This window comes from Amycolatopsis sp. NPDC114478, assembly GCF_055633805.1.
Map to the genome: position 1 here is coordinate 226,623 of NZ_JBVKDO010000014.1, position 25,903 is coordinate 252,525.

Here is a 25,903-nt window from a genome sequence, read left to right on the forward strand (position 1 = left end):
TTTACTCCGCGAATCGGCACGGCTGCTCATAAGGTGGCGGCGACACAGCCTCCGGTCGCCTGCAAGGGAGAACACGTGGAACAGGCTTTCTGGGTTCAAAGTCCCGGCGAAGGCGAGCTCCGGTCCGTGACGCTTCGTGAGCCGGAACACGGCGAAGTCCTCGTCCGCACGCTCTTCTCCGGCGTCTCCCGCGGCACCGAAACGCTCGTCTTCCGCGGCGGCGTCCCGGCGAGCCAGCACGACGTCATGCGCGCGCCGTTCCAGGAGGGCGAGTTCCCGGGTCCGGTCAAGTACGGCTACCTCAACGTCGGTGTCGTCGAGCGGGGCCCGGCCGAGCTCGAGGGCAAGACGGTGTTCTGCCTCTACCCGCACCAGACCGCGTTCGTCGTCCCCGCGAGCGCCGTGACGCCGGTGCCGGACGCCGTCCCGCCGGGCCGCGCGATCCTCGCCGGCACCGTCGAGACCGCGGTGAACGCCGTCTGGGACGCGAAGCCGCAGCTCGGCGACCGGATTGCCGTCGTCGGCGCCGGGATGGTCGGCTGCAGCGTCGCGAAACTGCTCCAGGGCTTCCCGGCCACTCGCGTGCAGCTGATCGACGTCGACCCGGCACGCGAGGAGATCGCCGAAGCGCTCGGCGTCGACTTCTCGACGCCCGAAGCCGCGAAGGCCGACTGCGACCTGGTCGTGCACGCGAGCGCGTCGGAAGCCGGTCTCGCCCGCGCGCTGGAGCTGCTCGCGCCGGAAGGCGAGGTCGTCGAAATGTCCTGGTACGGCGACCGCCGGGTGAGCGTGCCGCTCGGGGAGAACTTCCATTCGCGACGGCTGACCATCCGCAGCAGCCAGGTCGGGACGGTCGCGCGGCCCGACCGCGACTACGCCCAGCGGCTCGGCCTCGCCCTCGAACTGCTGGCCGATCCGGCGTTCGAAGCGCTGGTCAGCGGCGAGTGCATGTTTGAGGATCTTCCCACCGTGTTACCCCGGTTGGCCGCGAATGAACTTTCCGCCCTCTGCCTCCGTGTTGTGTATCAGCCGCAGTGACCACGTCCACCCGAACGCATCGGAGGTCTTGGTGTTCAGCATCACCGTCCGTGACCACGTGATGGTCGCCCACAGCTTCCGCGGGGAAGTCTTCGGTCCCGCGCAACGCCTGCACGGCGCGACCTTCGTGGTGGATGCGACCTTCCGCCGCGCCGAGCTCGACGAGGACAACATCGTCGTCGACATCGGCAAGGCCACGGAAGAGCTCGGGGCGGTGCTGAGCGACCTGAACTACCGCAACCTCGACGACGAGCCGGTGTTCAAGGGCATCAACACCTCGACCGAGTTCCTCGCCAAGGTCATCGCCGACCGCCTCGCCGACGCCGTCCACGCCGGACGCCTCGGCGAAGGCGCGCGCGGCCTCGAAGGCATCGCCGTCTCGCTGAAGGAATCGCACGTCGCCTGGGCGAGTTACGAGCGTGCGCTGTGACCAGCCTGTACGTGGTCCTCCCCGGGGACATCGACGACGCGTCGGTCCCGAGCGGCGGCAACACCTACGACCGGCGGATGTGCGATCGCCTGGTCGAGGCGGGTTTCGACGTCCACGAGATCGCCGTCTCCGGCACCTGGCCGCGCCCGGACACCGAGGCCCGCGCGGTCCTCGGCCACCTGCTGTCCGCGCTGCCCACCGGGTCCGCGGTCCTGCTCGACGGCCTGGTCGCCTGCGGCGTGCCCGAGGTGATCGTCCCGCAGGCGCGCCGGCTCTCGCTGTCGGTGCTGGTGCACCTGCCGCTGGCCGACGAGACCGGCTTGCCGCCCGCGCTCGCCGCCGAGCTCGACGCCCTCGAGCGCGACACGCTCCAGGCCGCGAGCTCGGTCGTCGCGACCAGCGAATGGGCCGCGCGCCGGCTGGTCGAGCACCACGGCCTCGCCCCGCACCGCGTGCACGCCGTGCCGCCGGGCGTCGACCCCGCGCCGCCCGCCGTCGGCACCGACGGGATGTCCCGGCTGGTCTGCGTGGCCACCGTGACCCCGCGCAAGGGCCAGGGCCTGCTCGCCCAGGCCCTCGAAACCGTCGCCGACCTGCGCTGGACCTGCGAGTGCGTCGGCGGGATCCGCCGCGAGACGAAGTACGTCGAGCGGCTGCGCGAGCACCGGCTCGGCGCCCGCTTCACGCTCACCGGCCCCCGGACGGGCGCGGCGCTGGCCGCGACCTACCACACCGCCGACCTGCTCGTGCTGCCTTCGCGCGCCGAGACCTTCGGCATGGTCGTCACCGAGGCCCTCGCCCGCGGCGTGCCGGTGCTGACCACCGACGTCGACGCGCTGCCCGACACCGTCGGCGTCGCCCCGGACGGCTCGGTGCCGGGCCTGCTCGTGCCCGGCGACGACGTCGAGGCGCTCGGCGCCGCCCTGCGCCGCTGGCTCACCGAGCCCGACCTGCGGACGCGATTGCGCGCCTCGGCGAAGCTGCGCCGCGGGACGCTGACCAGCTGGGACGACACCGCCCGCCGGATCGCCGACATCCTGCAGCGGCAGGAGGCGGCGGCATGAGTGAGCCTGCGAGCGAATCAACCAGCACTGCCGCGTTCGCCCCCGAGTGGCTGTACCTGCGCGAACCCGCCGACGCCGCCGCCCGCGCCACCGAGCTGCTCGAGCCGCTGCGCGCGCACCTGCCCGAGGACTTCACCGTCCGCGACCTCGGCTGCGGCACCGGCTCGCTCGGCCGCTGGCTGGCCGCACGGCTGCCCGGCACGCAGCACTGGATCCTGCACGACCACGACACCGAGCTGCTGACCCGCGCCCGCGCCGCCCTGCCGGCCACGGCGCTGGACGGCAGCCCCGTCGACGTCGTCGCCGAGCAGCGGGACGTCACCGCGTTGCGGGCCGCCGACCTCGCCGGGACGTCGCTGGTCACCGCGTCCGCCCTGCTCGACCTGCTGACCCGGGACGAGGTCACGGCCTTGGCTCAGGCGGTCGTCGAGGCCGGCTGCGCGGCGCTGCTGATGCTCTCGGTGACCGGCCGGGTGGAGCTCTCGCCCGCCGACCCGCTCGACCCCGCGATCGCCGCCGCGTTCAACGCCCACCAGCGCCGGATCACCGGCGGCCGCCGGCTGCTCGGCCCGAACGCGCTGGACGTCGCCGCGACCGCGTTCGGCCGGCTCGGCGCCACGGTCCGGCGCGCCGAAAGCGCTTGGCGGCTCGGCCCGGACCAGGCGGAACTGCAGCGGCAGTGGCTCGAAGGCTGGGTCGGCGCCGCCGTCGAGCAGCTGCCGGAGCTGCGTCCGGTCGCCGACGTCTACCTCCAGCGCCGGCTCGAGATGGCGCGCGCCGGCGAGCTGCGCGCGGTGATCCACCACGGCGACCTGCTGGTCCTGCCGCCGAGCCGGGAGGTGGCGGCGTGAAGCGCGCGCTGGCCTGGCTGCGGATCTTCGGCGCCTTCGCCATCCTCGGCGTCCTCGTCTGGCAGCTCGGGAGCGCCGCGTTCCTCGACGGCCTCGGCCGGATCAGCGTGCCCGGCGTGCTCGCCGCCCTGGTCATCGGCTTCGCGACGACGTTGTTCAGCGCGGGCCGCTGGCAGATCGTCGCCACGCGGCTCGGCCTGCGGCTTTCGCTGCGCACCGCCGTCGCCGACTACTACCGCGCGCTGTTCCTCAACGGCGTGCTGCCCGCGGGCGTCCTCGGCGACGTCCACCGCGCGGTGCAGCACGGCCGCGACTCGGGTGACGTGCCGCGCGGCGTGCGCGCCGTCGTCCTGGAGCGCACCGCCGGGCAGCTCGTGCTGATCGCGTCCGCGGTCGCCGTCGTGCTGGTTTCACCGGACGTCGTGCCGGGTGCGTTCCGCGAGGTCGTGACGGTCACCGGGGTGGTCGTCGTGCTGGCCGCCGTCGCCGCGGTCGTCGCCGGCCGGGTGTTCGGCGGACGCTGGATCCACAGCCCCTCTAAGTTCCGCCGCGGCTTCGCCGTCACCCTCGCCGACCTGCGGCTCGGCCTGTTCACCCGCGAGACCTGGCCCGGCGTGGGCTTCCTGTCGGCCGCGACGCTGGCCGGGCACCTGGCGCTGTTCGTCGTCGCCGCCCGCGTCGCCGGGGTCGACGCGCCGGTGTGGCAGCTCGTGCCCCTGATGGTCCTCGCGCTGCTCGCGATGGGCCTCCCGCTCAACGTCGGCGGCTTCGGCCCGCGCGAGGGCGTCTGCGCCCTGCTCTTCGGCGCGGCCGGTCTGGGCGCCGCCCAAGGTGTCACCGTCGCTGTCGTCTACGGCGTGCTCACGCTGGTCGCGAGCCTGCCGGGCGCCGGTGTCCTGCTCGTCCGGAGCGTCGCCGGGTTCCGCGTGGCCCGCGCTCCGCACACCGGTGTCGTGCCTGCTCCGCGCACCGCGGCCGCCGCCGGGATCGAATCGGAAGTGGGGTTGCAGACATGACCGCAAGCGAAATCCTCGGGGATCTGCCGCGCCGGGCCGTGGTCGAGCGGGTCGTCGAAACCCGGCTGCCGACCCGGCACGGGACGTTCCGGGCGGTCGGCTACCTCGACCGCACCGGCACCGAGCAGGTCGCGCTGGTCCACGGCGACGTCGCCCCGCTCGGCGCACTGGTCCGGGTGCACAGCGAGTGCCTGACCGGCGACGTCTTCGGCTCGACCCACTGCGAGTGCGGCGACCAGCTGGCGGCCGCGCTGGACCGGATCGTCGAGGAGGGCGCGGGCGTGGTGGTCTACGTCCAGGGCCACGAGGGCCGCGGGATCGGCCTGCTCGCGAAGCTCGAGGCGATGCGGCTGCAGCAGGACGAGGGCCTCGACACGGTCGACGCGAACGTGGCACAGGGCCTGCCGGTCGACGCCCGCGACTACCACGCGGCGGCGGGCATCCTGACCGACCTCGGCGTCCGGTCGGTGCGGCTGCTGTCGAACAACCCGCGCAAGGTCGAGCAGCTCACCCGCTACGGAATCCGGATCAGCGAGCGGGTCCCGCTGCTGGTTCCGCCGAACCCGGAGAGCCTGCGGTACCTGCGCACGAAAGCCGAGCGGATGGACCACCTGCTCCCGCATCTATCCGGCGCCTAGCGCCTCGAGGACGCCGGCGAAGCGCTGGACCAGCGTGTCCAGCACGACGTGCCCCTTCGCCGCGGTCGCCAGCGACGGGCGGCCGACCACCCCCGACTCCGTGTACGCCCGCAGGCCCAGCGTCAGCAGGTGGTCCCGGTCGGTGACGTGGTCGGCGTCCGCGTGGCCCGGCCGGACCAGGTGCGGGTGGGCGTGCAGCAGGATCGACGTCTCCAGCTCGCCGGCGTGCATGTCGTCGTCCAGCGACGTCCGCAGGCCGGCCGCGGTGTGCGCCGCCTGCCAGTCCGCGACGCCGGGGAACAGCGCCATCGCGCCGGCCGCCTCCTGGACCACATTGGACAGTACGTAGTTGCCGCCGTGCCCGTTGACCAGCACGAGCCGCTCGATCCCGGACGCCTTCAGCGACGCGGCGACGTCGGTGACCAGGGCGTGCAGCGTGCGGGCCGAGATGCTCACCGTGCCGGCCCACCCCGCGTGCTCGTGCGAGCAGGAGATCGTGATCGGCGGCAGGTGGAGGACGGGGTAGGAGCCGGCGACGGCCTTCGCGAGCGTCGCCGCGATGACCGTGTCGGTGGAGAGGGGGAGATGGGCGCCGTGCTGCTCGAAGCTGCCGACCGGCAGCACCGCGACCCCCGCGTCCCGCTCCTGCTCGTCGACGCTGGTGGCGAGCGGGAAGAGGTCGGTCATGAGCACGTCCCTTCACTTAGGTTGGAGTCATGAGCGAGCATGCCGCACTACTCGACGTCGCGCGCGAAGCCGTGGCGAAGGCGACGGAGATCGTCCGGTCGCGCCCGAGCTTTTCCGTTTCCGCGAAAGGCGATCGCGACCTGGTGACCGACGTCGACACGGCGGTGGAGGACGCGCTGCGGGAGTTCCTCACCGCGGAGACGCCGGAGATCGGCGTCCTCGGCGAGGAGCGCGGCCGCAGCGGTGACGCCGGCGGCCGCTGGTGGGCGCTCGACCCGATCGACGGCACCGCGAACTTCGCCCGTGGAATTCCACTCTGCGGGATTTCCTTGGCTCTGGTGGACGGCGAGCACAGCACGGTCGCCGCGATCGCCCTGCCGTACCTCGGTGTCACCTACACCGCCGCGCGCGGCGAAGGTGCTTTCGCGAACGGAGAGCGCGTCGGCGCGTCGGCCGCGACGGAAATGTCCGACGCCATGATCGCCGTCGGCGACTTCGCGATCGGCCGGCTGGCGGAGGAGAAGAACGCGACCCGGCTGCGTTTGCTGTCGGACCTCGGCGCGCGGGCGCAGAAGATCCGGATGCTCGGCACCGCGGCGATCGACCTCTCCTGGGTGGCGGACGGAAAGCTCGATGCCGCACTGATCCTGTCCAACAACCCGTGGGACACCATGGCCGGCGTGCTGCTCGTGCGCGAGGCCGGCGGGGCCGTCGTGGACCGCGACGGCAGCGAGCACACGGTCGGTTCGTCGTCGACGATCGCGGTCGCCGCGGGGCTGCGCAAGGAGATCGTGGACGCACTTGATCGCGCGTACGGGGTTGTTCGTTAAGATTCCGGGGTACACGGTGGGCAGCGCCACAGCGCGCGATTGCGCTGCCCGTCCAAGGTTTTCGGCTACGTTGGTACCGGCCGGCGGATGATCCTGGCATGCTGGCCGGATCTCGTCGGCACACTTTTTGAGAATGGTGGATGCTCGTGGAAAGTCGCCGGATCCGCGATCGGTACCGGCTGCTGGAGCCGATCGGCGGCGGCGCGATGGGCACGGTGTGGCGGGCGCAGGACGAAATGCTCGACCGCACCGTGGCGATCAAGGAACTCCTGCTCCCGCACGACCACGACGAGACGCGCACCGAAGAGGCGAAGAACCGCGCGATGCGCGAGGCGCGGATCGCCGCCCGGCTCCAGCATTCCCACGCGATCACCGTGTTCGCCGTCCTCGAAGAGGAGGACCGGCCGTGGTTGATCATGGAATACCTGCCGTCCAAGAGTTTCGCCATCGTCATCGGCGAGGAGCCGGCGTCGGTGGACGACGCCGTCCGCGTCGGCGCGCAGATCAGCTCGGCGCTGGCCGGCGCGCACCGCGTCGGGATCGTGCACCGCGACGTGAAGCCGGCGAACATCCTCGTGTCCGAGGACGGCACGGCGAAGATCACCGACTTCGGCATCTCCCGCGCGATCGGTGACGTCAAGCTGACGGCCACCGGCGAGATCGCCGGCACGCCCGCCTACCTCGCGCCCGAAGTGGCCCGCGGCGAGGACGCGAGCTTCGCCGCCGACGTCTTCTCCCTCGGCGCCACGCTCTACGCGGCGGTCGAGGGCAAGTCGCCGTTCGGCACGGCGGACAACCCGATCGCCTTGCTCTACAAGGCGTCCAGCGGGGAGATCGAGCCGCCGGAGAAGGCGGGCCGGCTGACCCCGCTGCTGCTGCGGATGCTCGCGACCGAGCCGGCCGACCGGCCGTCGATGGACGAGGTCGAGCAGGAGCTGCGGGCGCTGCTGCCGGACGCGGAGCCCGGCGAGTCGGTGCTCGCGGAGACGATCCCGGAGACGGAGGCCGCCTCGGTGTCCGCGGTGGCGACCGTGCCGGCCACGGTCGCCGTCCCGCCGGGTGGCGAGGTCGCGGCGGTGACACCGGGCGCGCGCAAAGGCCTGATCGCCGTCGGGGCCGGCGCGGCGCTGCTGTGCATCGCGGTCGTCGTCGCGATCCTGCTGGTCGTGCGCCAGCAGCCGCCGCAGGACAACGCCGCCCCGCCCGCGGCGCCGCAGACGTCGACCTCCGCATCGGCGACACCTTCGACGACGCCGTCCCCCGCGACTTCGGCTTCGCAGCCTCCGTCGACCACGACGCCGCCGACGTCGCCGCCGGTTTCGCCGGTGTCGTCGACCCAGAGCGCCGCCCAGGCCCTGTCCGCCTACTACTCGCTGCTGCCGAACAACCCGGCGGAGGCGTGGAAGCTGCTCACGGACAACTTCAGGGCGTCGCGCCACCAGACGTACGAGCGGTATGTGAACTGGTGGAAGCAGTTCAAGTCGGTGGAGGCGACCAACGTGAAGGACGCCGGCCCGAACCGGGTCACCGCGCGGGTCCTCTACAACGGCGGTCAGGCCGAGAACGACACCTTCACCATGGTGCAGGTGAACGGCACTTGGATGATCGACGCCCAGAATTGAACCGTTCAGCTCCAGGCCGCGTGTGACGGTTGAGGCGTCCCGCCGTCGATCCCGCTGGAGGTTGAGCGATGAGGCCTGCCGACCCGATGGTGTTCCTCCTCCCGGCCGTGCCGCCGGCGGCGGACACGTACGACAAGCGCATGTGCCAGAACCTGCCCGCCGTCGGCCAGCCCGTGCTGGAGCTGCCGATCGCCGGCGACTGGCCGACGCCCGACGCGACGGCCCGCCGTCGCCTGGCCCGGTCCCTGGCCGCGTTGCCGGACCGGACGGTCGTGCTGCTCGACGGCGTGATCGCGTCCGGCGTGCCCGAGATCGTCGTGCCGCACGCGCGGCGGCTGCGGCTGGCCGTGCTGGTGCACCAGGCCCTGGCCGACGAGCCGGGCCTCGACCCGGCGCACGCGGCGGAGCTGGACGCGTGCGAGCGCGAGACGCTGCGAATGGCCGGGATGGTCGTCGCGACCAGCCCGTGGCTGGCCCGGCTGCTGATCGACCGCCATGACCTCGACCCGGGCCGCGTCTACGTGGCCAAGCCCGGCACCGACGCGGCGCCGCTCGCCGCGGGCGCGGACGGCGTCTCCCGCCTGCTCTGCGTCGGCGACGTCACCCGCCGCAACGGCCAGGACCTGCTGGTCCAAGCCCTCGGCGAGGTCGACCACCTGGCGCTGTCGTGCGTAATGACGGGCTCGCTCGAGGTGGAACCGGGGTACGTCGACGAGCTCGGCTGGTCGATCGAGCGGCTCGGCCTCGGCGGCCGGATCACCCTCACCGGCGACGCGGTGGATCTAGGCGCGGCCTACAACGCGGCGGACCTGCTGGTCATCCCGGCGCGCGCGCCGACGTCGGGGATGTGCATCGCGCAGGCGCTGGCCCGCGGCATCCCGGTACTGGCCACCGAGGTGGGCGGGGTGTACGACGCGCTCGGCGTAGACGCGGACGGCGAGATGCCGGGGGTACTGGTGGAGCCGAACGACCCGTTCGCGCTGGCGGACGCGCTGCACCGCTGGTACGCGGACCCGGAGCTGAGACGATCGCTGCGAACGGCGGCGTTGGGCCGGGGCAGCGCGCTTGAGGAGTGGAACGTCGCGGCCCGGCGGCTCACGGAGGCGTTGTCGAGGCTGGCGTCCGAGCCGCGCATCGTCGCCTGACGCCAGCCGAGCCGCGGCCGGCCACCGCAGTCACCCGAAGTCCGCCCTGACCGATTCCTTTCGCTCACCGCGCCGGTCGGCCAGAGTGTGACCGTGGATTTCGAGCCCTACCGGCGTGAGCTGCTGGCCCACTGCTACCGCATGCTCGGCACGCCGGACGAGGCCGAGGACGTCGTGCAGGAGACCTACCTGCGCGCCTTCCGGGCGTACGACCGCTTCGAAGGCCGTTCGTCGCTGCGGTCGTGGCTCTACCGGATCGCGACGAACGCCTGCCTGACCGCGCTGGAGCAGCGGGGACGGCGGCCGCTGCCGTCCGGGCTGGGCGCGCCGGCGGCCGACCCCGATGCCCCGCCGGTCCCGGCCGAGCCCGGCGACCAGTGGCCGCGGCCGATCCCCGACGCCTTGGTCACGGCGGAGTCGGACGACCCGGCGGAGATCGCCGTGGCCCGCGACGGCGTCCGGCTCGCCCTGATCGCCGGACTGCAGCTGCTCCCGCCGCGCCAGCGCGCGGTGCTGATCCTGCGCGAGGTGCTGGCGTTCCCCGCGGCCGAGGTCGCCGAGCTGCTGGGCACGTCGGTCGCGGCGGTGAAGAGCATGCTCCAACGGGCCCGCGCGACCCTCGACGCGGGCGGCGAAGTCGGCGAGCTGACCGAGCCCGATCAACGCGAACTCCTGAACCGCTACATAAGCGCGTTCATGAACTCGGACCTGGCGGCGCTGGAGCAGATCCTGCGCGACGACGCGGTGATCGAGCCGGTGCCGTCCCGGTCGTGGTTCGCCGGAAAGACGACTTGTGTCGCGTTCTTGCGACACGTAATGGGCGAGCCGGGCGAGTGGCACATGACGCCGACCCGGGCGAACGGCCAGCCCGCGGCGGCGGCCTGGTACCGCGGCGAGCCGTTCGGCATCGCGGTCCTGACCCTCGGCAAGGGCGGCATCGCGCGGATCACGGTGTTCGGCTTCCCTGACCTGGTGGAGCGGTTCGCCGGGACGGACCCGGCGAACCGGACCATCACGCCAGGGTGAGCGCGTAGATCTCGACCCGCGGGTCGTTCGGCAGGCTCACCGACTGCAGCGTCTTGGCGGAATCCAGCGCCGCCGAGATGCCGAACAGCCGGACCGGCGGCCCGTCGACCCCGCTGCCCGCCTTGATGCGGTGCGGCATGTCGAGCACCACCGACGCGCCCGAGCCGGCCCAGTCGGCGAACGTCGCCGCGAGGTCGGCGCTCGTGCCGTCGGTGTAGTGCGCCGTCAGCGTCGTCGACACCGGGCCGTTGTGCGACGACCCGACCAGCTTCAACGCCGCGTGCTGACCCGCCGGGAGCAGCAGCGACTGCCCGCGGGCCTCCACGAAGTTGAGCGAAGTCCCCGAAGCGTCCGGAGCCGCGTACGTGACGCCGTCCCAGGTCACCGGGCCCGCCGCCGGCAGGAGCGACGCGTCGTAGCTCCAGCCGCCGCCGTCGAAGTTGCCCTCCGACGACGACGCCACCGTCGCCGTGCCGTCGTGGTTGTAGTCGCGGCCCAGGTCGACCGCGCACGACGTGCCCGAAGACGCGCAAGCCGACGGCGTCCGGACCTCGACCGTGGCCGACCGGGAAACGCTGTTCGCGCCCAGCCCGGACACCTTGACCTGCACCGGGTACGTCCCGAGCGCGGTCCCAGCCGGCACGGTCACCGTGATCGGCACCGTCTTCTGCGCCGGCAGCCGCCCCGACCAGATCAGGTCGACCGGCTGGACCTGGACCTTCCAGCCCGCCGGCGCGGTCGCGGAAACCGTCACCGGCTGCAGCGCCGGGTTCTGCGCGAGGACGTCCAGGTCGAGGTGCACCTGCTGCGCCGCGCCCGCCGGGATCACGACGGACGTCTGCCGCAGCGACGCGTCGACGTGCCGCCGCGGGTCACCGGCGGCGTTGTTCACCGACGGCGGCTCCGAACCCGTGCCCCACGAAGACGGCTTCGACCCGAGCTTGTGGTTCAGGACGCCGCCGTGCGCCACAGCGGACCAGTCGAGGGACGTTTCCCGGACGTTCCGGCCGTTGAGCGAAACGCTCTGCACGTACCGGTTCGCGTCGGAAGCACCCGGCGCGTTCACGGTCAGCGTGCCGCCCTGCGACCGGCCGTACTGTCCGATCCGGACGGTCGCCGACTCGAACTGCGGGCTCGACAGCGCGAGGAAGTTCGCGCCGCTCATCGTCGGGTACAGCCCGAGCGAGGAGAAGACGTACCAGGCCGACATCGTGCCGAGGTCGTCGTTGCCGGTCATGCCGTCCGGGCCGGTGGTGAACAACGTCATCGCCGCGCGGACGACGGTCGCCGTCTTGGCCGGCGCGCCCGCCCACAGGTACATGTACGGCGCGAGCAGGTCGGGCTCGTTGTTCGGGTTGTAGGTCGCCTTGCCGTAGTAGTCGTACGGGCTGGAGATCCAGTCGTTGCGCGCGGTGCCGGCCGGATCCTTCAGCAGGTTGTCGTAGGCGAAGAAGGAGTCGAGCCGCTTCTCCGTCGTCTTCTTGCCGCCCATCAGCGAGACGAGCCCGGCCGGGTCCTGCGGCACGAGCCACTGGTACTGGTACGCGCCGCCCTCGTGGAACTGGTGGTCGGCGTCGACCGGGTTGTACGGCGTGAGGAACGTGCCCTCGGTCGTGCGCGGGCGGAACTGCTGGATCGAGGAGTCCCAGAGGTTCTTGTACCACTGCCCGCGGTCGGCGAACATCTTCGCGTCGGCGCCGTGGCCGAGCCCGCGGGCCATCAACGCCAGCGCCGCGTCGGCCGCCGAGTACTCCATGGTCGCGGACGCCGGGTGCTCACAGTCGTTGTCGCCGCCCTTGGCCGCGCAGTCCTTGCCGAGCTCCAGGCCGCTCGGGATGTACCCGCGGTCGTTGTAGTAGTTGACGCCGGAGCGGCCGTTGTACGGCGAGTCGGCGGGCGGCGTGCTCGTCGCGTTCTTCTTGAGCAGCGCGTACGCCTCTTCTTCGTGCCCGGCCAGCAGGCCCTTCGACCACGCCTCGACGAGGAACGGCGTCACCGGGTCGCCAGTCATGATGTTGGTTTCGCTCCCGGCCAGCGCCCAGCGCGGCAGCCACCCGCCGTCGCGGCCGATGGCCACGACGGACAGCGCGACATCGCGCGCGACCTGCGGTTCGAGCATTTCGAGCAGCTGGTTCTGCGGCCGGTAGGTGTCCCAGAGCGAGAAGTTCTGGTACGGCGTGTAGCCGCTCGCGGTGTGCACCTTGCCGTCGAAGCCGGTGTAGCTGCCATCGGTGTCGCCGGCCAGGTTCGGGTGCAGCTGCGCGTGGTAGAGCGCGGTGTAGAACGCCGTCTGCCGGTCGGTGGTGCCGCCGCCGATCTTGATCGCGCCCAGCTTGTCGACCCACTGCTGGTGCAGCGCCGCCCGCGTCGAGTCGAAGTCGAAGCTGCTCGACGTCTCCGCCGCCAGGTTCTTCCGCGCGCCGTCGAGCCCGGTGTAGGACAGGCCGACCTTGAGCACGACGTCGTGGTCGGTGGTCGCGTCGAAGCTCGCCCAGGCGCCGTTGTTCCCGGTGCCCGCGGCGTCGCGGCCGCCGTCGGTGCGCGTCGAGCCGCGCCAGGTGCCGAACGAGCTGAACGGCCGGTCGAACGTCGCCGTGAAGTAGACGGTGTGCTCGTCGTGGCCGGCGCAGAACCCGCCCGCGCGGACGCGGCCTTCGAGCGTCCGGTCGCCGACGACGTGGATCTCGGAGTCCTTGACGGACTGGTTGGCCTGACCGGTGTTGAACAGGACGTTCGCCTGCCCGGTCGAGGGGAACGTGTAGCGCTGCCAGCCGGTGCGCGCGGTCGCCGTGAGCTCGGCGTTCACGCCGTACTTCTTGAGCCCGACGCGGTAGTAGCCCGGCTCGGCGTGCTCGTCGTCGTGGCTGTACTCGGACTTGTAGGCGTCCTTGTCAACGTTGTCGACGGCGCCGGTCGTCGGCATGATCGGCAGCTCGCCCATGACGCCGCAGCCGACTCCGGACAGGTGCGTCTGGCTGAAGCCGTAGATCGCGTTCTGCAGGTAGTCGTAGCCGCCCTGACCGCCGGTGTCCGGGCTGACCTGCACCATGCCGAAGGGCGCGCTCGCGCCGGGGAACGTGTTGCCGAAGTTCTGCGTGCCGACGAACGGGTTGACCAGCCCGATCGGATCGGCCGGCGCGGGCGCGGCCTGCGCGACGGCGGGCGCCAGGCCGGCGACCACCACCCCCACGGCCACCGCGGCGGCCATCCGTCTGCTCTGCGACCACATGGGCGCACCTCCCGGAGGGTGACAACGTTGTCAGAAGCGGACCTTTGGTCAGGCCCGTCGTTCGGACAGCAGCTTTCCACCTCGATGGGCGTTTGAGAAGACCTCAACCACCGGCTTCGCGCAGTAACCGGGCGGCGGGAGGTCGGTCACTTTCACGCCCTTGTCCCGCGCCGGCGGCGGCCCAGCCGATCGCCCCGGCGTTCACCCTGGAACTGTCCGAAGAGGATCTGTCCATCTTGGACAATCCCCGATCAGTCCAGCAGGCGCTGTTCCTTGGCCACGGCGACCGCTTCCGCGCGGGTGTCGACTCCAAGCTTCGCGTAAATCCGGCTCAGGTGGGTCTTGACCGTCGCCTCGCTGATGAACAGCGCGCGGGCTATCTCCTTGTTGCCCAGGCCCTGGGCGAGCTGGCGGAGGATGTCGCGTTCGCGGCCGGTGAGCGACGGCCGCGGGGCGCGCAGCTGGGCCATCATCCGGTCGGCGACCGGCGGGGACACCGCCGTGCGCCCGGCCGCGGCCGCCTCGATCGCCGCGTACAGCTCGGTGGCGGACCCGGCTTTCAGGAGGTAGCCGGTCGCCCCGGCGGCGATCGCGCGGCTGATGTCCGCGTCGGTGTCGTACGTGGTCAGGACGAGGATCCGGGGCGCGCTGGGGGTGCTCCGGATCCGCCGGGTCGCCTCGATCCCGTCGATGCCGTCGCCGAGCTGGATGTCCATCAGCACGACGTCCGGGCGCAGGGCGGCGGCGGTCGCGACGGCTTCCTCCCCGCTCGCGCTCTCGCCGACGATGTCGATGCCGTCCGCGCCGGCCAGCAGCGCGCGCAGTCCGGCGCGCACCACGGCGTGGTCGTCGCACACCAGGACCCGGATGCTCGTCGGCGGTTCCGGGTGGTGGAGCCCCGGGCCCAGGGCGGAGCCCTGGTTGTCACCGATCGTCACGAGGTCTCCAAGGGGATCGCGGCCGAGATCACCGTGCCCTGGCCGGGCGCGGACTCCACGGTCAGCCTGCCACCGAGCTGCTGGGCCCGGACGCGCATGGCCGGGAGCCCGTGCCCGCGGTTCCCGTCGGAGGGCGCCGCTTCGAGGAAGCCCCGGCCGTCGTCGGCGACGTCGAGCACGACCTGGTCGTCGAGGTAGGTGAGGGTCAGGACGACGTGGCCGGCGTCCGCGTGCTCGCGCGCGTTGGCCAGCGCGCCTTGGGCGATGCGCACCAAAGTGGACTGGACGCGCTGCGGAAGTGGCGGCTCGGCGCCGTCGACACGGACCTCGACCGGCACCCCGGCCCGGCCGGCCACGGCCCGCAACGCCTCTTCGACCGTGGCGTCGGCGAGGTCGGCGGGCGCCAGGTCCTGCACGAGCCGCCGCGCTTCGGAAAGGTTCGCCGCGCCGACGCGCTCGGCGGCGCGGAGGTGTTCGCGGGCCAGCTCGGGCCGGTCCCACGCCTGGTCGGCGGCCTGCAGCAGCATCGCCTGGCTGGACAGGCTCTGCGCGAGCGCGTCGTGGATTTCCCGGGACACGCGGCCGCGTTCGGCCAGCACGCCGGCGCGTCGTTCCGACTCGCTCAGCCGGTCGGCCTGGCGGCGCATGTAGGTGATCACCGCGGCGGTGACCACGGCGATCGCGATCGGCACGATGGTGAGGTTGGGGTCGAAGCCGTCGGCGAGCCGGTTCTGCGAGACGACCACGAGCGCCGTGATCACGGCGACCAGCGCGAGCGCCTGCCCGGTCGGCAGCGTGCGCAGGCCGGTGACCAGCAGCGGGATCGCCGACCACGCGAAGCTGGGGGCGAGCACCACCAGCACGACCCAAAGCGCCAGGACCACGGTCAGCCAGGCGAGGTGCCGGTCGACGAACAGGCCGGCGCCGTACGCGACGACCAGCGCGGCGGTGAACCCGAGCACCCACGGTGCCAGGGGAGTGCCGTCGTGGCGCGTGAGGAACCGGACGGCCGAGCCGAGCACCAGCAGGAGGAACGCCGAATGCATGGCGGCGGCGAGCCATCGCGCGTCGGCGTCTTCCATGCCTTCCATGCTGGCTCCTTCCTCGTCCGGCACCAGCGTCGACCCGGTCCGGAGGCCACGCATCAGCCGATCGGATGACCCCGGTGTCAGCCGGGACGCCGACCGGATCCACCCGGTTCCGGGCTGAAGCTGGAGTCGTCGAACCGCTTGATGACGAGGAGCAAACCATGAACTCGACCCGCATCCGCATCGCCGCCGCCGTCGCCGGGCTCGCCGCCGTCGGCGCTGTTTCGTTCGCCGCTGTCCCGGCCACCGCCGCCCCGGCCACGCCCAAGGGTGTCATCCAGACGTCGCACCTGTCGATCGCTGCCGCGTCGAAGGCCGCGCAGGCCGCTTTGGACGCCGCCGGCAAGGCCGGCCAGCACGTCTCGGTCGCCGTGGTGGACCGCGACGGCAACACCATCCTGACCCTGCGCGGCGACGGCGCGGGCCCGCAGTCCTACAGTTCGGCGCAGGAGAAGGCGTTCACGGCGGTGTCGTGGAACGCGAAGACGTCCGAACTGGCCGGCCGCCTGCAGCAGACCCCGACGCTGAAGGACATCGACGGCACCCTGTTCCTGGCCGGCGCGGTCCCGGTGACCGCGGGTTCCACGCCGATCGCGGCGGTGGGGGTCGCCGGCGCGCCGTCCGGGGCGCAGGACGAGGCGTTCGCCCAGGCCGGTGTGGACGCGCTCGGCAAGTAGCGTATCTGTCGTGTTGATCAGTGATGTCCGCCCCTGGGGCGGCGAGCGCAGTGACGTCGAGCTGAGCGGTGACCGGATCGCGGCAGTCCGTCCGCACTCGCCGGGGCCGGCCTCTTTGGACGGTCGGGGCCGGTTGCTGTTCCCGGCGTTCAGCGACGTCCACGTGCACCTGGACTCGACGCGGATCGGGCTGCCGTTCCGGCCGCACACCGGCGGCCCGGGCGTGGTGGCGATGATGACGAACGACCGGGAGAACTGGCGGTCGGCGGAGGTCCCGCTGCCCGAGTGCGTCGCGGGAACGCTCGAGCGGATGATCGCCCACGGCACGACTCGCGTCCGCAGCTACGCGCAGGTCGACGTCGACTGCCGGCTGGAGAAGCTCGACGCGGTCCTGGCCGCGCGGGAGAAGTTCGCCTCTCAGGCAGAGGTACAGGTGATGGCGTTCGCGCAGGCGGGCATCCTGCGGGAACCGGGCACGCTCGAGCTGCTGGACGCGGCAATGCGGTCCGGCGCGACGCGTACGACCTGGGCTCGATCTCCGAGTCGGTCAGCCGCCGGGTCATCGACGACTTCGCCGCGCTGGACATCGCGATGACCACCGTGGCGCCGTCCGCGGCCGGTCAACTGTCCCTTTTGGACTTGGTTTCTTCGGGTGTCCGCATCGGACTCGGCGAGGACGGCCAGCGGGACTACTGGAGCCCGTACGGCAACTGCGACCTGCTGGACCGGACGTGGCAGCTGGCGTTCACCCGCGGCTTCCGCCCTGACGAGCACATCGAGCTGGCTGTGGCCGTGCCCACGATGGGTGGGGCGTCGATCATGAGCCACGACGTCCCCCGCCTGGCCGGCGTTTCCGATCGCCCCGGCCTGGCGGTCGGCGATCGAGCGGACCTGGTCCTGGTCGACGGCGAAACGCCGGCCAGCGCGGTGATGGACCGGGGCAAGGACCGGACGGTCGTCCACAACGGAGTCGTGGTGGCGGACGGTCTGGCCGTGGTCAAGCGCTAGCGAGCAGCGCGGCGATGCCGGGTTTGTGCTCGTCGCGTCGTCGCCACGTCATGGTGACGTCGGTGGTCTCGCCGGCCAGCGGAACGGCGACGGCGCCGGGGTGGTCGACCAGAGCGGGCACGATCCCGCACCCCATCCCGGCGGCGACGCACCGGCCGAGGGCGGCGAGGCTGCCGACCTCGGTGTCGATGACCGGTCCGTCGATCCGGTCCAGCATTTCCCGGAAGCCGCAGCCCTTCGGGGTTGCGAGGAACCCGACCCCGCGGAGGTCTTCGGTACGGATTTCTTCCTTCGCTGTCAAGGGGTGGCCGGGTGGCACGATGACGGCGAGCGGTGTTTCGCCGACCTTCCGGGTCGCGAAAGTCGGGTCCCGTGGTGGGTCGCCGAACGTGAAGCAAACGTCCACTTCGGACTCTCGGACGCTTTGGTACAGCTCGCCGCGGCCACCCTCCTTGAGGGTCAGCCTGACGCGCGGCCACCGGGTCCGGTAGTCGCTGAGAATGCCGGGAACCCAGTGCGCGCAGAGGGTTTCGAGCGCGCCGATGGTCAGGTCGCCGTCGGGTTCGCCGCGTTCGTCGTCGACGGCGGCCTTGGCTTCCTCGACGAGTTCCAGCACCTGGTCGGCGTACCCGACGAGGCGTTTCCCGGCGGCGGTGAGCGTCCGGTTGCCGCGGTCGAAGAGCTTCGCCCCGAGTTCGGCTTCGAGGGCCTGGATCTGTTCGGTGACGCTGGACTGCGCGTAGTGCAGTTCGGCGGCGGCCCGCGTGAGGTTGAGCGTCCGCGCGACGACGCGGAAGGTGCGCAGGTGGCGCAGTTCCATGAGATCCCCCATCGGCGTTCCCGATACCCGCCATCGTAACTCCCCGCTTCCGCCGGTGTCACGGAGCGTCCAGGCTTCCTGGTGTGGCAAGACTTCTCACGGGCCTCTCGCTGGGCTACTTCCTGGTCATGCTGGACACGACGATCGTGACGGTGGCGTTGCCGTCCCTGTCGCCGTCTTTGCCGGACCAGCAATGGATTTCCAACGGCTACACGCTGACGTTCGCGGCATTCCTGTTGACGGCCGGAGCGTGGTCGGACCGCTTCGGCGCCCGCCGCGTGTTCCGCGCCGGCTTGCTGTCGTTCGGCGCGTTGTCCTTGCTGTCCGCGGTTTCCCCGTCGCCGGCCGCGCTGATCGCCCTGCGCGCGTTGCTCGGCGTGGCGGGCGCGCTGCTGGTGCCGTCCTCGCTGTCGCTGATCGCGACGGCCTACCCGGTCGCGGCGGCCCGGGCGAGGGCAATGGGCGTGTGGGCGGCGGTGAGCGGAACGGGCCTGGTGGCGGGCCCGCTGCTGGGCGGCGTCCTGACGCAGGCCTTCGGGTGGCGCGCGATCTTCCTGGTGAACGTCCCGGTGGCACTGGTCGCGCTGGCGTTGTCCCGGACGGCTCCGCCGACGCCGCCCAAGCCGGGCCGGGTCGACTGGGTGGGCCAGGTATCGGCCGTGGTCGCTTTGTCGACATTGACGTACGCCCTGGTGGAGTCGGCGTTCTGGCTGCTGCCGGTGTTCCTGGCGGCGGCAGCGGTGTTCGTGGCGTCGCAACGGCGTCCGGACGCGATGCTGCCGATGTCGTTGCTGTCCCGGAACCTCCTGGCGGGCGCGATCGTGAACTTCGGGTTGTCGGGCGTGTTGTTCGTGCTGTCGCTCTATTTCCAGCAATCGCGTGGTTATTCACCGTCGACAACGGGGCTGGCATTCCTGCCGTTGACGATCCCGACGGCGTTCAACCCGATCTTCACGGGCCGGTTGGTGGCCCGGATCGGCCCGCGGCTCCCGGCGATTTCGGGTTTCCTGCTGATGGCGTCCGGTGTGCTGCTCCAGGCATTCTTCCCCGCTTTGTCAGTGGTCGCGTTGGCGCTGCTGGGCTTCGGGGTCTCGCTGGCGATCCCTCGCTGTTGACCGCGGTGGTCGGCTCGGCACCGCGTGAGCTGGCGGGAATGGCGGGCGGCGCCCTGAACGCGTCCCGCCAGACGGGCGCGGTCCTGGGCGTAGCGGTCCTGGGCGCCCTCCTGAACGCGACGACAACCACGACGTCCCTCGCCGTGGCCGGTGCTGTCCTGCTCGTCGGCATGTCGATCGCGGCCACCGCTTAGGATCATGTCCACTTTTTACCCTCTTTTTGGACAATCCACTGAGAACTGACCACTTTTTTGTCCTGGTGTGGGGCTCTTCTGGCTGCTTATCATCATCCGCGTGTCCGCCTACGAGTACGACGTCTTCATCAGCTACAGTCGTCACGGAAGTGCTCCGAAATGGCTGAAGAACCATTTCTATCCGAAGGTCGAAGACTGTCTGACGGACCACATGACGTCCGCGCCGAAGATCTTCATGGACAAGGCGATGGAGCGGGCGGTCGACTGGCCCGCCGCGTTGGAGAAGGCGCTGCGCCGCAGCAAGATCATGATCGCCGTGCTCACGCCGCGCTACTTCCAGTCGGCTTGGTGCATGGCGGAGCTCCGCAGCATGCGCGCCCGGGAAAGACAGCTGGGGCTGGCGAGCCCGGAACGTCCGCAGGGCCTCATCTATCCGATCCTGTATTCGGATTCGGAGAATTTTCCCGAGGAAGAGGGACTACGGCGGTCCTGGTGGGACTTCAAAAAGCTGTCCATGCCCGAACCCGTGTTCCAGGAGAGCCGTGACTGGCCGCTGTTCCACCACACGGTTCTCGAGCTCGCGCGGGATCTGTCGGAGCTGATCAGGCAGGTGCCGCCGTGGCAGCCGGACTGGCCGGACGTGGAGCGCCCCGAGCCGGTGCTGATGCCGCCGCCGCTGATTCCGAGGTTCGGCTCATGACCGGCACCGTCGTCACGTTCTACTCCTACAAAGGCGGCGTCGGACGCAGCTTCACGTTGGCGAACGTCGCCGTGCTCCTCGCCCGGTGGGGCCATCGCGTGCTCGCCGTCGACTGGGATCTCGAAGCGCCGGGACTTCACCACTACTTCCGGCCCCTGCTGGCGAGTACGCCGCGAGGCGGAGTGATCGACCTCGCCGACGACTTCCTGGCCGGCGCCGACCACCCGCGCGACTACGCGGTTCCGCTGGAGCTCGCGGAGAACGGTTCGGTGGAGTTGCTCGCCGCCGGACGTGACGACGCGAAATACACCGGCCGTGTGCAAAGCCTCGACTGGGAAGACCTGTACCGCCGCGGCTTCGCCGAGTTCCTGGAGCGATGCCGGGCCGAGTGGACCGCGAACTACGACTTCGTGCTGATCGACAGCCGCACGGGGATCTCGGACAGCGGCGGCATCTGCACCGCCCACCTGCCCGATTGGCTGGTCTTGCTGTTCACCGCGAACCAGCAGAGCGTCAACGGCGTCGTTGACATCGCCCGGCTGGCCGACCTCGCCCGCGACCGGCTGCCGTACGACCGGCAGCCGCACTTGGTGCTGCCGGTCCTGTCCCGCCTCGACAACCGCGTCGAGTACGAACGGGCGGAGGCCTGGCAAGAACGGTGTGCGGAAGCCACCTCGCCGTTGTTCCGGAACTGGCTGGACAAAACCGTGTCGCAGGAGCAGATGCTCCGGCACGTCACCGTCCCGTACGTGTCCTACTGGAGCTTCGGCGAACAGTTGCCGGTGATGGAGGAGTCCGCGCCGTCGGCGGACCAGGTCTCCTACTCGCTGGAGACGGTCGCCGCAGTACTTGCGCACCAGTTCGACCGCACCGCGCTGCTCGCCGACAACCGGGACGCGTACGTCGCTGCGGCTCGCTCGCACCGTCAGTCGTACAGCTTGGACCTGCTCGTGTCGAGCCCGCGCCCAGCGCAGCGGATCGCCAACCAGTTCATCGCGGAGCTGCGGGAGCTCGGCTTGCGGGTCGACCGCTCGTTGTCGGGGGACCCCGAGTTCCTCGAGCAGAACAGCGACCCGGCCGAACACCTCTGCCTGGTGGTCGACGGCGAGGTGAGCCGCTGGCAGGCAACAGAAGCCGAGCGGTTCCTCCGGCACGCACTCGACACCGGAGACCGGCAGCTGTTCTGCGTGCTCACGAGCCGGACCGATCGCGAGCAACTGCCCCCTTTCCTGCGAAACCTCCGGCTCTTCGTGCTGGACGCGAACACGCGGACGCGGCAGGTGGCACAGCAGCTGTACGACATCATCGCGGACGGCCCCTCGAGCCGCACCGACGCCGACCAGGTCGCGCTGCAGGACGCTGCGGCGGCATTGCGCAAGGTGCCCGACGAGCTGGCCCACCAAGGCCGGTGGGCCATCGTCGAGCAGACCGTCCGTGACATGACCACAGCGCTGGACGACGGCGACCTGGCGTCCCTCAAGGATTTGACGGTCGACTTGGAGCTGCTGAACGAAGTCCGGGCGAACGGGACCCGGATCGCGGCGCCGGCCGGGCTACGCGGCCGGATCGACGTGCTGGTCGCCCGGCTCGACCGCCGGATCGACGTGTTCACCAAGTGAGGAGTGCGGAATGGCGGAAAGGTACGGAACGCACGAGCAGGCGACGCTGCTCGCGCTCGTCGGCAAAAAGGAGCTGCCCAACACGACGCTCAGGAACGACTACGGGATCAATCTGACCCCATCCGGCCGGGGGAAGCTGAACAAGGCCGGGCTGCTGGTCACCCGCAAGGAGAACAACCGGCTGGTGCACGAGATCACCCCGGCCGGAGTCGAGTGGTGCGAGTCGGCGCTGGAGCACATCGAGACGCCGCCACGGGCCGGTGCCTTGGCCAGGGTCATCTTTGAGTGGTTGCGCGGCATCGTCAAATACCTGCGAAAGAACGAGATTCGTCTCACCGACGTGTTCGAGCCGGACGACCTCGAATCGTTGATCCGGGTGGCCTACACGGAACTGTCCGACGAGCCTCAGGACTGGGTGAGGCTGGCCAAGCTGCGTCCCAAGCTCAACGGAGCGGAGAAGGGCGAAGTCGACAAGGTGCTCCTGGCGATGACCCGGACCGGTCTGGTCCACCTCGCGCAGTCGGCCAACAGCAAGGCTCTCACCGACGCCGACCACGCGGCCGCGATCCGGATCGGCAGCGAAGACAAGCACCTCGTGGCGATCGAGGAATCATGACCGAAGAACTGCGCCAAGCGCTCGCCGCAGTGCGGTTCAACTCCGCTGAAACCCCGGACGACGTCTGGGCCGTGTCGCCGTTCCACGTCGAGGGTCTGCACACGCGGGCCGAGCAGCGCATTTTCTCGAGCATGGCCGACGCGAAAGCGAGTCGGGGGCCGAGTCCGATCGGACTCACCCTCCAAGGGCAGAAGGGAGTGGGCAAGACTCACCTGCTCGGCCGGGTGAGGCAGGCCGTGCAACGGGACGGTGGCTACTTCTTCCTGATCGACCTCACGACCGGTGCCGCGTTCTGGGAAGACGTCGCCCGTGCCGTGCGCAGCGAACTGTGGCGGAAAGACGACGACGGCGAACTCCAGCTGACCAAGCTGCTGCAGCGGTTGTGCGATGAGGCGAAGCCGCCTGAGCCGGTCGCCGCGGCCGTTCTCGGGCGCACACCGCTGACCGTCGACGACCTGCACGGTTTCGTCGCAGCCCTCCGGCGGATCGATGCCCAGGTCGCGGTCGAGTGCGCGGACACGATCCGCGCGCTCGTGCTGTATTCCGCGATCGACAGCAAGCAGATGAAGATCGGCACCGACTACCTCACCGGGGTCGTGGAAGGGACCGGCGGCGAGCGTCAGACGTGGGGCATCCACCCGCATCCGAAGCCCCACCGCGCCCTCGTCGCGGAACTTTCGCGGGTGCTCGCGCTCACCGGGCACAGCGTGGTGGCGATCGACCAGCTCGACTCGCTCGTCAACAAGGCCCACACGGCGCTCGGCGACCAGGTGGACGCGGAGCTGGCCGGCGAGCTCACGCTCATCGCCGACGGCTTGATGCAGTTGAGGGAAACGACCCGACGGACGCTGTCCATAGTCGCCTGCTTGCCGGACACCTGGAGCCTGCTGAACTCGGTGGTGACCGCCACGGTATCCGACCGGTTCACCAGGACGCCGCTGCTCGGTGCCATCGCCGATCCGCGGCTCGGCCAGGCACTGGTGGCGAAGTGGCTGACGACGATCTACGACCGCGCGGGCTTCACGCCGCCTCATCCCACGTGGCCGGTCGCACCCAGTGCGTTCGGTGAATCGTGGCTGAGCTACACGCCAAGGCAGCTGCTGAGGCGCGTGCAGGAGCATGCCGAGGCGTGCCTCAACGGAGAGATCCGAGAGCTCGGTTCGTTCGACGAGAAGCCGATCGATCTCGTCGTGCTCCCGCCGCGGGTCCAAGCGGAGCCGGGCTATTTCGCGGAGTTCGACCGCCAGTTCGAGGAGCTGTGGAGGAGCGCCGACGTCAGTGCCGCGCTGAACCAGCACACCGAGGACGACATCATGCCGGAGCTGCTGCACGCCGGCTTGCGCTCGTGGATCACCGAAGTCGGCAACGACGACAAGTCGTGGGAGACCGAGCCTCCGGACGTGGCAGGCGACCTGCACGCCGGTCTGCGCCGAACCATAGACGAAGAGCGGGACATCGCCGAGCGCTGGGCGTTCCGCGCCATCGCCCCTCGGCACGGCAACGGCATCCTGCGCCGGATACGGGACGCCAGGGAAGCCGCCGGGATCCGGGACGGCGTGCGAAACCGGCACCTGGTGCTGCTCCACCACGGTTCGAAGGGCTGGACCGGAGGCAAGACCCGCGTGCTGGTCGGCGACTTGGCACGCGCGGGCAGCCCTCGGGTCGAGATCAAGGAGGACGACGTCCGGGCGTTCTGGGCCCTCAGCCAGATGCTCACGAAGCAGAGTTACGAGCTGCTGAACTGGCTGGTGTCCCGCAAGCCCGCGAGCAAGACCGGCCTCCTGCGCCAGATCTTGCCCGACGCGGGACAGCCGCGCGGCAACCAGCGGGAGACCCGGCCACCGCCGGCACCGGAGAAGTCACCCGAGAGTCAAAAGCCGCCTGCGTTGACGGAACAGCCGCCAATGCAGGCCGAGACAGCCGAGCAGCAGCTCGGCGAGTTCACCCTCGGCCTCGATGGCGAGATCCGTATCGAGCTCGAGTCCCTCCGTAAGCACGCGGTGATTTTCGCCGGTTCCGGGACCGGCAAAACTGTTCTTCTACGCCGCATCATCGAGGAGTGCGCGCTGCACGGCGTGTCCGCCATCGTCCTCGATCCGAACAACGATCTCGCGCGGCTCGGTGATGCCTGGCCGGCAGCGCCCGACGGCTGGCGACCCGGGGACGCGCAGAGCGCCGCCGATTACCTCGCCAACACGGAGGTGGTCATCTGGACTCCGGGACGGGCCGGCGGGCGGCCGCTCAGCTTTCACCCGCTGCCGGACTTCGCCGGCGTCCGGGACGACGAAGACGAGTTCACCGCGGCCGTCGAGGCAGCGGTGGCCCGGCTCGTGCCGCACGCCCGGGTCGCCGGTGGTGCGAAGGCGGCTGTGCGGGGGCAGGCTGTGCTGCGCGAAGCGCTCACGCACTACGCGCGGAAGGAGTCCCGCAGCCTGTCCGGGTTTGTCGACCTGCTCGCCGAGCTGCCGATCGGGGTCAGCAAGCTCGCCACCGGCACCAAGACCGCTGCCGACCTGGCCGAGACGCTGCGGGCCGCGATGGTCAACGATCCACTGCTCGGCGGCTCTGGCGAACCCGCGGACCCCGCCGTCCTGCTGACGCCGTCGCCGGGCAAGCGGGCCAGGCTGTCGGTGGTCAGCTTCGTCGGGCTGCCGTCCGAAGAGCAGCGGCAGGGCTTCGTGAGCCAGCTGCAGTTGGAGGTGTTCGCGTGGATCAAGCGCCACCCCGCGGCCGACCGGCCCCTCGGCGGGTTGTTCGTGATGGACGAAGCCCAGACGATCGCACCGTCCGGCGGCTGGACGGCCAGCACGCAGAGCACCATCCTGCTCGCCTCGCAGGCTCGTAAGTACGGCCTCGGCCTGCTGCTGGCAACGCAGGCGCCGAAGGGCTTGCACAACCAGGTCACGGGTAACGCGACGACGCAGTTCTTCGGCCGCCTGAACAGTCCGGCGCAGGTCGCTGCGGCGAACGAGATGGCGAGGGCCAAGGGCAGCAGCGTCGGGGACATCTCGCGGCTGGAACGCGGGCAGTTCTACGTCACCGGCGAGACGTTCGGGTTCCGCATGATGCGGGCTCCGCTCTGCCTGAGTCACCACCCACCCAGCCCGTTGCGCCTGGAAGAGGTACTCGACCGGGCCCGCAACGGCCGCTGACGGAAAGGCCGCGTTCCGAGGGGAACGCGGCCTTTTCTTTTTGTGCACTGTTGACCGATCCCGTGGGAAACGGTCAACTCCTTGTCGGTAAAACGTCGATGACGAATCCTGATTGCAGGGCCCGGAATTCCGGCAAACGCCCTGAACAATCACCCTCATCAAGGAGGATTCGTCATGTCCTTGCCCAAGAAGCTGGCCAAAATCGGCGGTCCCGTGCTCGCGCTCTGCATCGTCGCGGCGGCTCCGGTGATCGGTTCCACCTCGGCGTACGCCGACGGCGCCGGCGGTACGCCGCCGGCCAGCAGCACCACCAACCCGCCGCCGGCGGGCACCGACGGCAACCCCTGGCACGGGTGACGATCGCCGGGCCGGTCGTGACAGGTTCACGACCGGCCCGGCA

At 70.8% G+C, this 25,903-nt stretch carries 25 protein-coding genes; 20 read left to right on the top strand and 5 right to left on the bottom strand.

The features are described 5' to 3' along the window. Nucleotides 1–75 precede the first annotated feature (75 nt). The 6 genes from ACZ7OH_RS33810 to ribA are packed head-to-tail and all read left to right on the top strand — an operon-like array spanning nucleotide 76 to nucleotide 5,037. Nucleotides 76–1,038, top strand: coding sequence for a zinc-dependent alcohol dehydrogenase (locus ACZ7OH_RS33810; RefSeq protein ID WP_470284544.1), 963 nt, complete (start codon nucleotides 76–78; stop codon nucleotides 1,036–1,038). A gap of 31 nt (nucleotides 1,039–1,069) precedes the next feature. Further along, nucleotides 1,070–1,468 carry a 6-pyruvoyl trahydropterin synthase family protein gene (locus ACZ7OH_RS33815; RefSeq protein WP_372663059.1) on the top strand — a complete coding sequence of 133 codons (399 nt, stop codon included), beginning with the start codon at nucleotides 1,070–1,072 and terminating at the stop codon, nucleotides 1,466–1,468. After that, complete coding sequence (locus ACZ7OH_RS33820; protein ID WP_470284545.1) at nucleotides 1,465–2,532, top strand: glycosyltransferase family 4 protein; 1,068 nt, start codon at nucleotides 1,465–1,467, stop codon at nucleotides 2,530–2,532. Before ACZ7OH_RS33815 ends, ACZ7OH_RS33820 begins: the two co-directional genes overlap by 4 nt. Then, a complete protein-coding gene (locus ACZ7OH_RS33825) occupies nucleotides 2,529–3,383 on the top strand; it encodes a methyltransferase domain-containing protein (protein ID WP_470284546.1) in 855 nt (284 codons plus the stop codon). Before ACZ7OH_RS33820 ends, ACZ7OH_RS33825 begins: the two co-directional genes overlap by 4 nt. Further along, a complete protein-coding gene (locus tag ACZ7OH_RS33830; protein WP_470284547.1) occupies nucleotides 3,380–4,399 on the top strand; it encodes a lysylphosphatidylglycerol synthase transmembrane domain-containing protein in 1,020 nt (339 codons plus the stop codon). Before ACZ7OH_RS33825 ends, ACZ7OH_RS33830 begins: the two co-directional genes overlap by 4 nt. After that, nucleotides 4,396–5,037 carry a GTP cyclohydrolase II gene (gene ribA / locus ACZ7OH_RS33835; RefSeq protein ID WP_470284548.1) on the top strand — a complete coding sequence of 214 codons (642 nt, stop codon included), beginning with the start codon at nucleotides 4,396–4,398 and terminating at the stop codon, nucleotides 5,035–5,037. Before ACZ7OH_RS33830 ends, ribA begins: the two co-directional genes overlap by 4 nt. On the opposite strand, the gene ACZ7OH_RS33840 is transcribed toward ribA, so the two are convergent. Then, nucleotides 5,023–5,724: a creatininase family protein gene (locus ACZ7OH_RS33840; protein ID WP_470284549.1), complete on the bottom strand. Its 702-nt coding sequence runs from the start codon at nucleotides 5,722–5,724 to the stop codon at nucleotides 5,023–5,025. The genes ribA and ACZ7OH_RS33840 overlap by 15 nt on opposite strands. Before the next feature lie 29 nt (nucleotides 5,725–5,753). Here ACZ7OH_RS33840 and ACZ7OH_RS33845 point away from each other — a divergent pair, with 29 nt between their 5' ends. The 4 genes from ACZ7OH_RS33845 (at nucleotide 5,754) to ACZ7OH_RS33860 (ending at nucleotide 10,347) form a co-directional block, all read left to right on the top strand. Continuing rightward, a complete protein-coding gene (locus ACZ7OH_RS33845; RefSeq protein WP_470284550.1) occupies nucleotides 5,754–6,554 on the top strand; it encodes an inositol monophosphatase family protein in 801 nt (266 codons plus the stop codon). A 140-nt stretch (nucleotides 6,555–6,694) separates the two neighbouring features. Further along, the gene (locus ACZ7OH_RS33850) at nucleotides 6,695–8,176 is read left to right on the top strand and encodes a serine/threonine-protein kinase (protein WP_470284551.1); all 1,482 of its coding nucleotides are present in this window, start codon (nucleotides 6,695–6,697) and stop codon (nucleotides 8,174–8,176) included. An 86-nt stretch (nucleotides 8,177–8,262) separates the two neighbouring features. Next, the gene (locus ACZ7OH_RS33855) at nucleotides 8,263–9,321 is read left to right on the top strand and encodes a glycosyltransferase (RefSeq protein WP_470284582.1); all 1,059 of its coding nucleotides are present in this window, start codon (nucleotides 8,263–8,265) and stop codon (nucleotides 9,319–9,321) included. Between the two features lie 93 nt (nucleotides 9,322–9,414). Further along, nucleotides 9,415–10,347, top strand: coding sequence for an RNA polymerase subunit sigma-70 (locus tag ACZ7OH_RS33860; protein WP_470284552.1), 933 nt, complete (start codon nucleotides 9,415–9,417; stop codon nucleotides 10,345–10,347). On the opposite strand, the gene ACZ7OH_RS33865 is transcribed toward ACZ7OH_RS33860, so the two are convergent. From ACZ7OH_RS33865 to ACZ7OH_RS33875, 3 genes are all read right to left on the bottom strand, one after another. Beyond that, nucleotides 10,334–13,576 carry a GH92 family glycosyl hydrolase gene (locus tag ACZ7OH_RS33865; RefSeq protein WP_470284553.1) on the bottom strand — a complete coding sequence of 1,081 codons (3,243 nt, stop codon included), beginning with the start codon at nucleotides 13,574–13,576 and terminating at the stop codon, nucleotides 10,334–10,336. The two genes, ACZ7OH_RS33860 and ACZ7OH_RS33865, sit on opposite strands and share 14 nt — an antisense overlap. A gap of 251 nt (nucleotides 13,577–13,827) precedes the next feature. Further along, nucleotides 13,828–14,508 (bottom strand): response regulator, encoded by a 681-nt coding sequence (locus tag ACZ7OH_RS33870; protein ID WP_470284583.1) that lies wholly within the window; start codon nucleotides 14,506–14,508, stop codon nucleotides 13,828–13,830. 2 nt (nucleotides 14,509–14,510) lie between these two features. Beyond that, on the bottom strand, nucleotides 14,511–15,605 hold the full coding sequence (locus ACZ7OH_RS33875; RefSeq protein WP_470284554.1) for a sensor histidine kinase: 1,095 nt from the start codon (nucleotides 15,603–15,605) through the stop codon (nucleotides 14,511–14,513). 158 nt (nucleotides 15,606–15,763) lie between these two features. On the opposite strand from ACZ7OH_RS33875, the gene ACZ7OH_RS33880 reads away from it, so the two are divergent. From ACZ7OH_RS33880 to ACZ7OH_RS33890, 3 genes are read left to right on the top strand one after another with little or no spacing between them, the layout of a single operon-like run. Beyond that, complete coding sequence (locus tag ACZ7OH_RS33880; protein ID WP_470284555.1) at nucleotides 15,764–16,279, top strand: GlcG/HbpS family heme-binding protein; 516 nt, start codon at nucleotides 15,764–15,766, stop codon at nucleotides 16,277–16,279. 10 nt (nucleotides 16,280–16,289) lie between these two features. Further along, nucleotides 16,290–16,874 carry an amidohydrolase family protein gene (locus ACZ7OH_RS33885; RefSeq protein ID WP_470284556.1) on the top strand — a complete coding sequence of 195 codons (585 nt, stop codon included), beginning with the start codon at nucleotides 16,290–16,292 and terminating at the stop codon, nucleotides 16,872–16,874. Then, nucleotides 16,871–17,287: a hypothetical protein gene (locus ACZ7OH_RS33890; protein WP_470284557.1), complete on the top strand. Its 417-nt coding sequence runs from the start codon at nucleotides 16,871–16,873 to the stop codon at nucleotides 17,285–17,287. Before ACZ7OH_RS33885 ends, ACZ7OH_RS33890 begins: the two co-directional genes overlap by 4 nt. Here the strand turns inward: ACZ7OH_RS33890 and ACZ7OH_RS33895 are convergent. Next, the gene (locus ACZ7OH_RS33895; protein ID WP_470284558.1) at nucleotides 17,277–18,119 is read right to left on the bottom strand and encodes a LysR family transcriptional regulator; all 843 of its coding nucleotides are present in this window, start codon (nucleotides 18,117–18,119) and stop codon (nucleotides 17,277–17,279) included. The two genes, ACZ7OH_RS33890 and ACZ7OH_RS33895, sit on opposite strands and share 11 nt — an antisense overlap. A 71-nt stretch (nucleotides 18,120–18,190) precedes the next feature. On the opposite strand from ACZ7OH_RS33895, the gene ACZ7OH_RS33900 reads away from it, so the two are divergent. From ACZ7OH_RS33900 to ACZ7OH_RS33930, 7 genes are all read left to right on the top strand, one after another. Further along, nucleotides 18,191–19,222, top strand: a complete 1,032-nt coding sequence (locus tag ACZ7OH_RS33900; protein ID WP_470284559.1) for an MFS transporter — start codon at nucleotides 18,191–18,193, stop codon at nucleotides 19,220–19,222. After that, entirely contained in the window at nucleotides 19,219–19,416 is a 198-nt protein-coding gene (locus ACZ7OH_RS33905) for a hypothetical protein (RefSeq protein WP_470284560.1), read from the top strand. The genes ACZ7OH_RS33900 and ACZ7OH_RS33905 overlap by 4 nt, the downstream gene beginning before the upstream one ends. A gap of 100 nt (nucleotides 19,417–19,516) precedes the next feature. Then, the gene (locus tag ACZ7OH_RS33910) at nucleotides 19,517–20,116 is read left to right on the top strand and encodes a TIR domain-containing protein (protein WP_470284561.1); all 600 of its coding nucleotides are present in this window, start codon (nucleotides 19,517–19,519) and stop codon (nucleotides 20,114–20,116) included. Next, nucleotides 20,113–21,735 (top strand): CATRA system-associated protein, encoded by a 1,623-nt coding sequence (locus tag ACZ7OH_RS33915; protein WP_470284562.1) that lies wholly within the window; start codon nucleotides 20,113–20,115, stop codon nucleotides 21,733–21,735. Before ACZ7OH_RS33910 ends, ACZ7OH_RS33915 begins: the two co-directional genes overlap by 4 nt. A gap of 10 nt (nucleotides 21,736–21,745) precedes the next feature. Then, nucleotides 21,746–22,351, top strand: a complete 606-nt coding sequence (locus tag ACZ7OH_RS33920; RefSeq protein WP_470284563.1) for a hypothetical protein — start codon at nucleotides 21,746–21,748, stop codon at nucleotides 22,349–22,351. Continuing rightward, nucleotides 22,348–25,503 carry a helicase HerA domain-containing protein gene (locus tag ACZ7OH_RS33925; RefSeq protein ID WP_470284564.1) on the top strand — a complete coding sequence of 1,052 codons (3,156 nt, stop codon included), beginning with the start codon at nucleotides 22,348–22,350 and terminating at the stop codon, nucleotides 25,501–25,503. The genes ACZ7OH_RS33920 and ACZ7OH_RS33925 overlap by 4 nt, the downstream gene beginning before the upstream one ends. A 174-nt stretch (nucleotides 25,504–25,677) precedes the next feature. Further along, a complete protein-coding gene (locus ACZ7OH_RS33930; protein WP_470284565.1) occupies nucleotides 25,678–25,860 on the top strand; it encodes a hypothetical protein in 183 nt (60 codons plus the stop codon). Nucleotides 25,861–25,903: the final 43 nt, after the last annotated feature.

Coding starts and splice junctions, on each gene's coding strand:
- ACZ7OH_RS33890 (WP_470284557.1), top strand. CDS start 16,871: ATGACCACCGTGGCGCCGTCCGCGGCCGGTCAACTGTCCCTTTTGGAC.
- ACZ7OH_RS33865 (WP_470284553.1), bottom strand. CDS start 13,576: ATGTGGTCGCAGAGCAGACGGATGGCCGCCGCGGTGGCCGTGGGGGTG.
- ribA (WP_470284548.1), top strand. CDS start 4,396: ATGACCGCAAGCGAAATCCTCGGGGATCTGCCGCGCCGGGCCGTGGTC.
- ACZ7OH_RS33845 (WP_470284550.1), top strand. CDS start 5,754: ATGAGCGAGCATGCCGCACTACTCGACGTCGCGCGCGAAGCCGTGGCG.
- ACZ7OH_RS33825 (WP_470284546.1), top strand. CDS start 2,529: ATGAGTGAGCCTGCGAGCGAATCAACCAGCACTGCCGCGTTCGCCCCC.
- ACZ7OH_RS33840 (WP_470284549.1), bottom strand. CDS start 5,724: ATGACCGACCTCTTCCCGCTCGCCACCAGCGTCGACGAGCAGGAGCGG.
- ACZ7OH_RS33880 (WP_470284555.1), top strand. CDS start 15,764: ATGAACTCGACCCGCATCCGCATCGCCGCCGCCGTCGCCGGGCTCGCC.
- ACZ7OH_RS33925 (WP_470284564.1), top strand. CDS start 22,348: ATGACCGAAGAACTGCGCCAAGCGCTCGCCGCAGTGCGGTTCAACTCC.
- ACZ7OH_RS33915 (WP_470284562.1), top strand. CDS start 20,113: ATGACCGGCACCGTCGTCACGTTCTACTCCTACAAAGGCGGCGTCGGA.
- ACZ7OH_RS33895 (WP_470284558.1), bottom strand. CDS start 18,119: ATGGGGGATCTCATGGAACTGCGCCACCTGCGCACCTTCCGCGTCGTC.
- ACZ7OH_RS33850 (WP_470284551.1), top strand. CDS start 6,695: ATGCTCGTGGAAAGTCGCCGGATCCGCGATCGGTACCGGCTGCTGGAG.
- ACZ7OH_RS33930 (WP_470284565.1), top strand. CDS start 25,678: ATGTCCTTGCCCAAGAAGCTGGCCAAAATCGGCGGTCCCGTGCTCGCG.
- ACZ7OH_RS33920 (WP_470284563.1), top strand. CDS start 21,746: ATGGCGGAAAGGTACGGAACGCACGAGCAGGCGACGCTGCTCGCGCTC.
- ACZ7OH_RS33875 (WP_470284554.1), bottom strand. CDS start 15,605: ATGGAAGGCATGGAAGACGCCGACGCGCGATGGCTCGCCGCCGCCATG.
- ACZ7OH_RS33855 (WP_470284582.1), top strand. CDS start 8,263: ATGGTGTTCCTCCTCCCGGCCGTGCCGCCGGCGGCGGACACGTACGAC.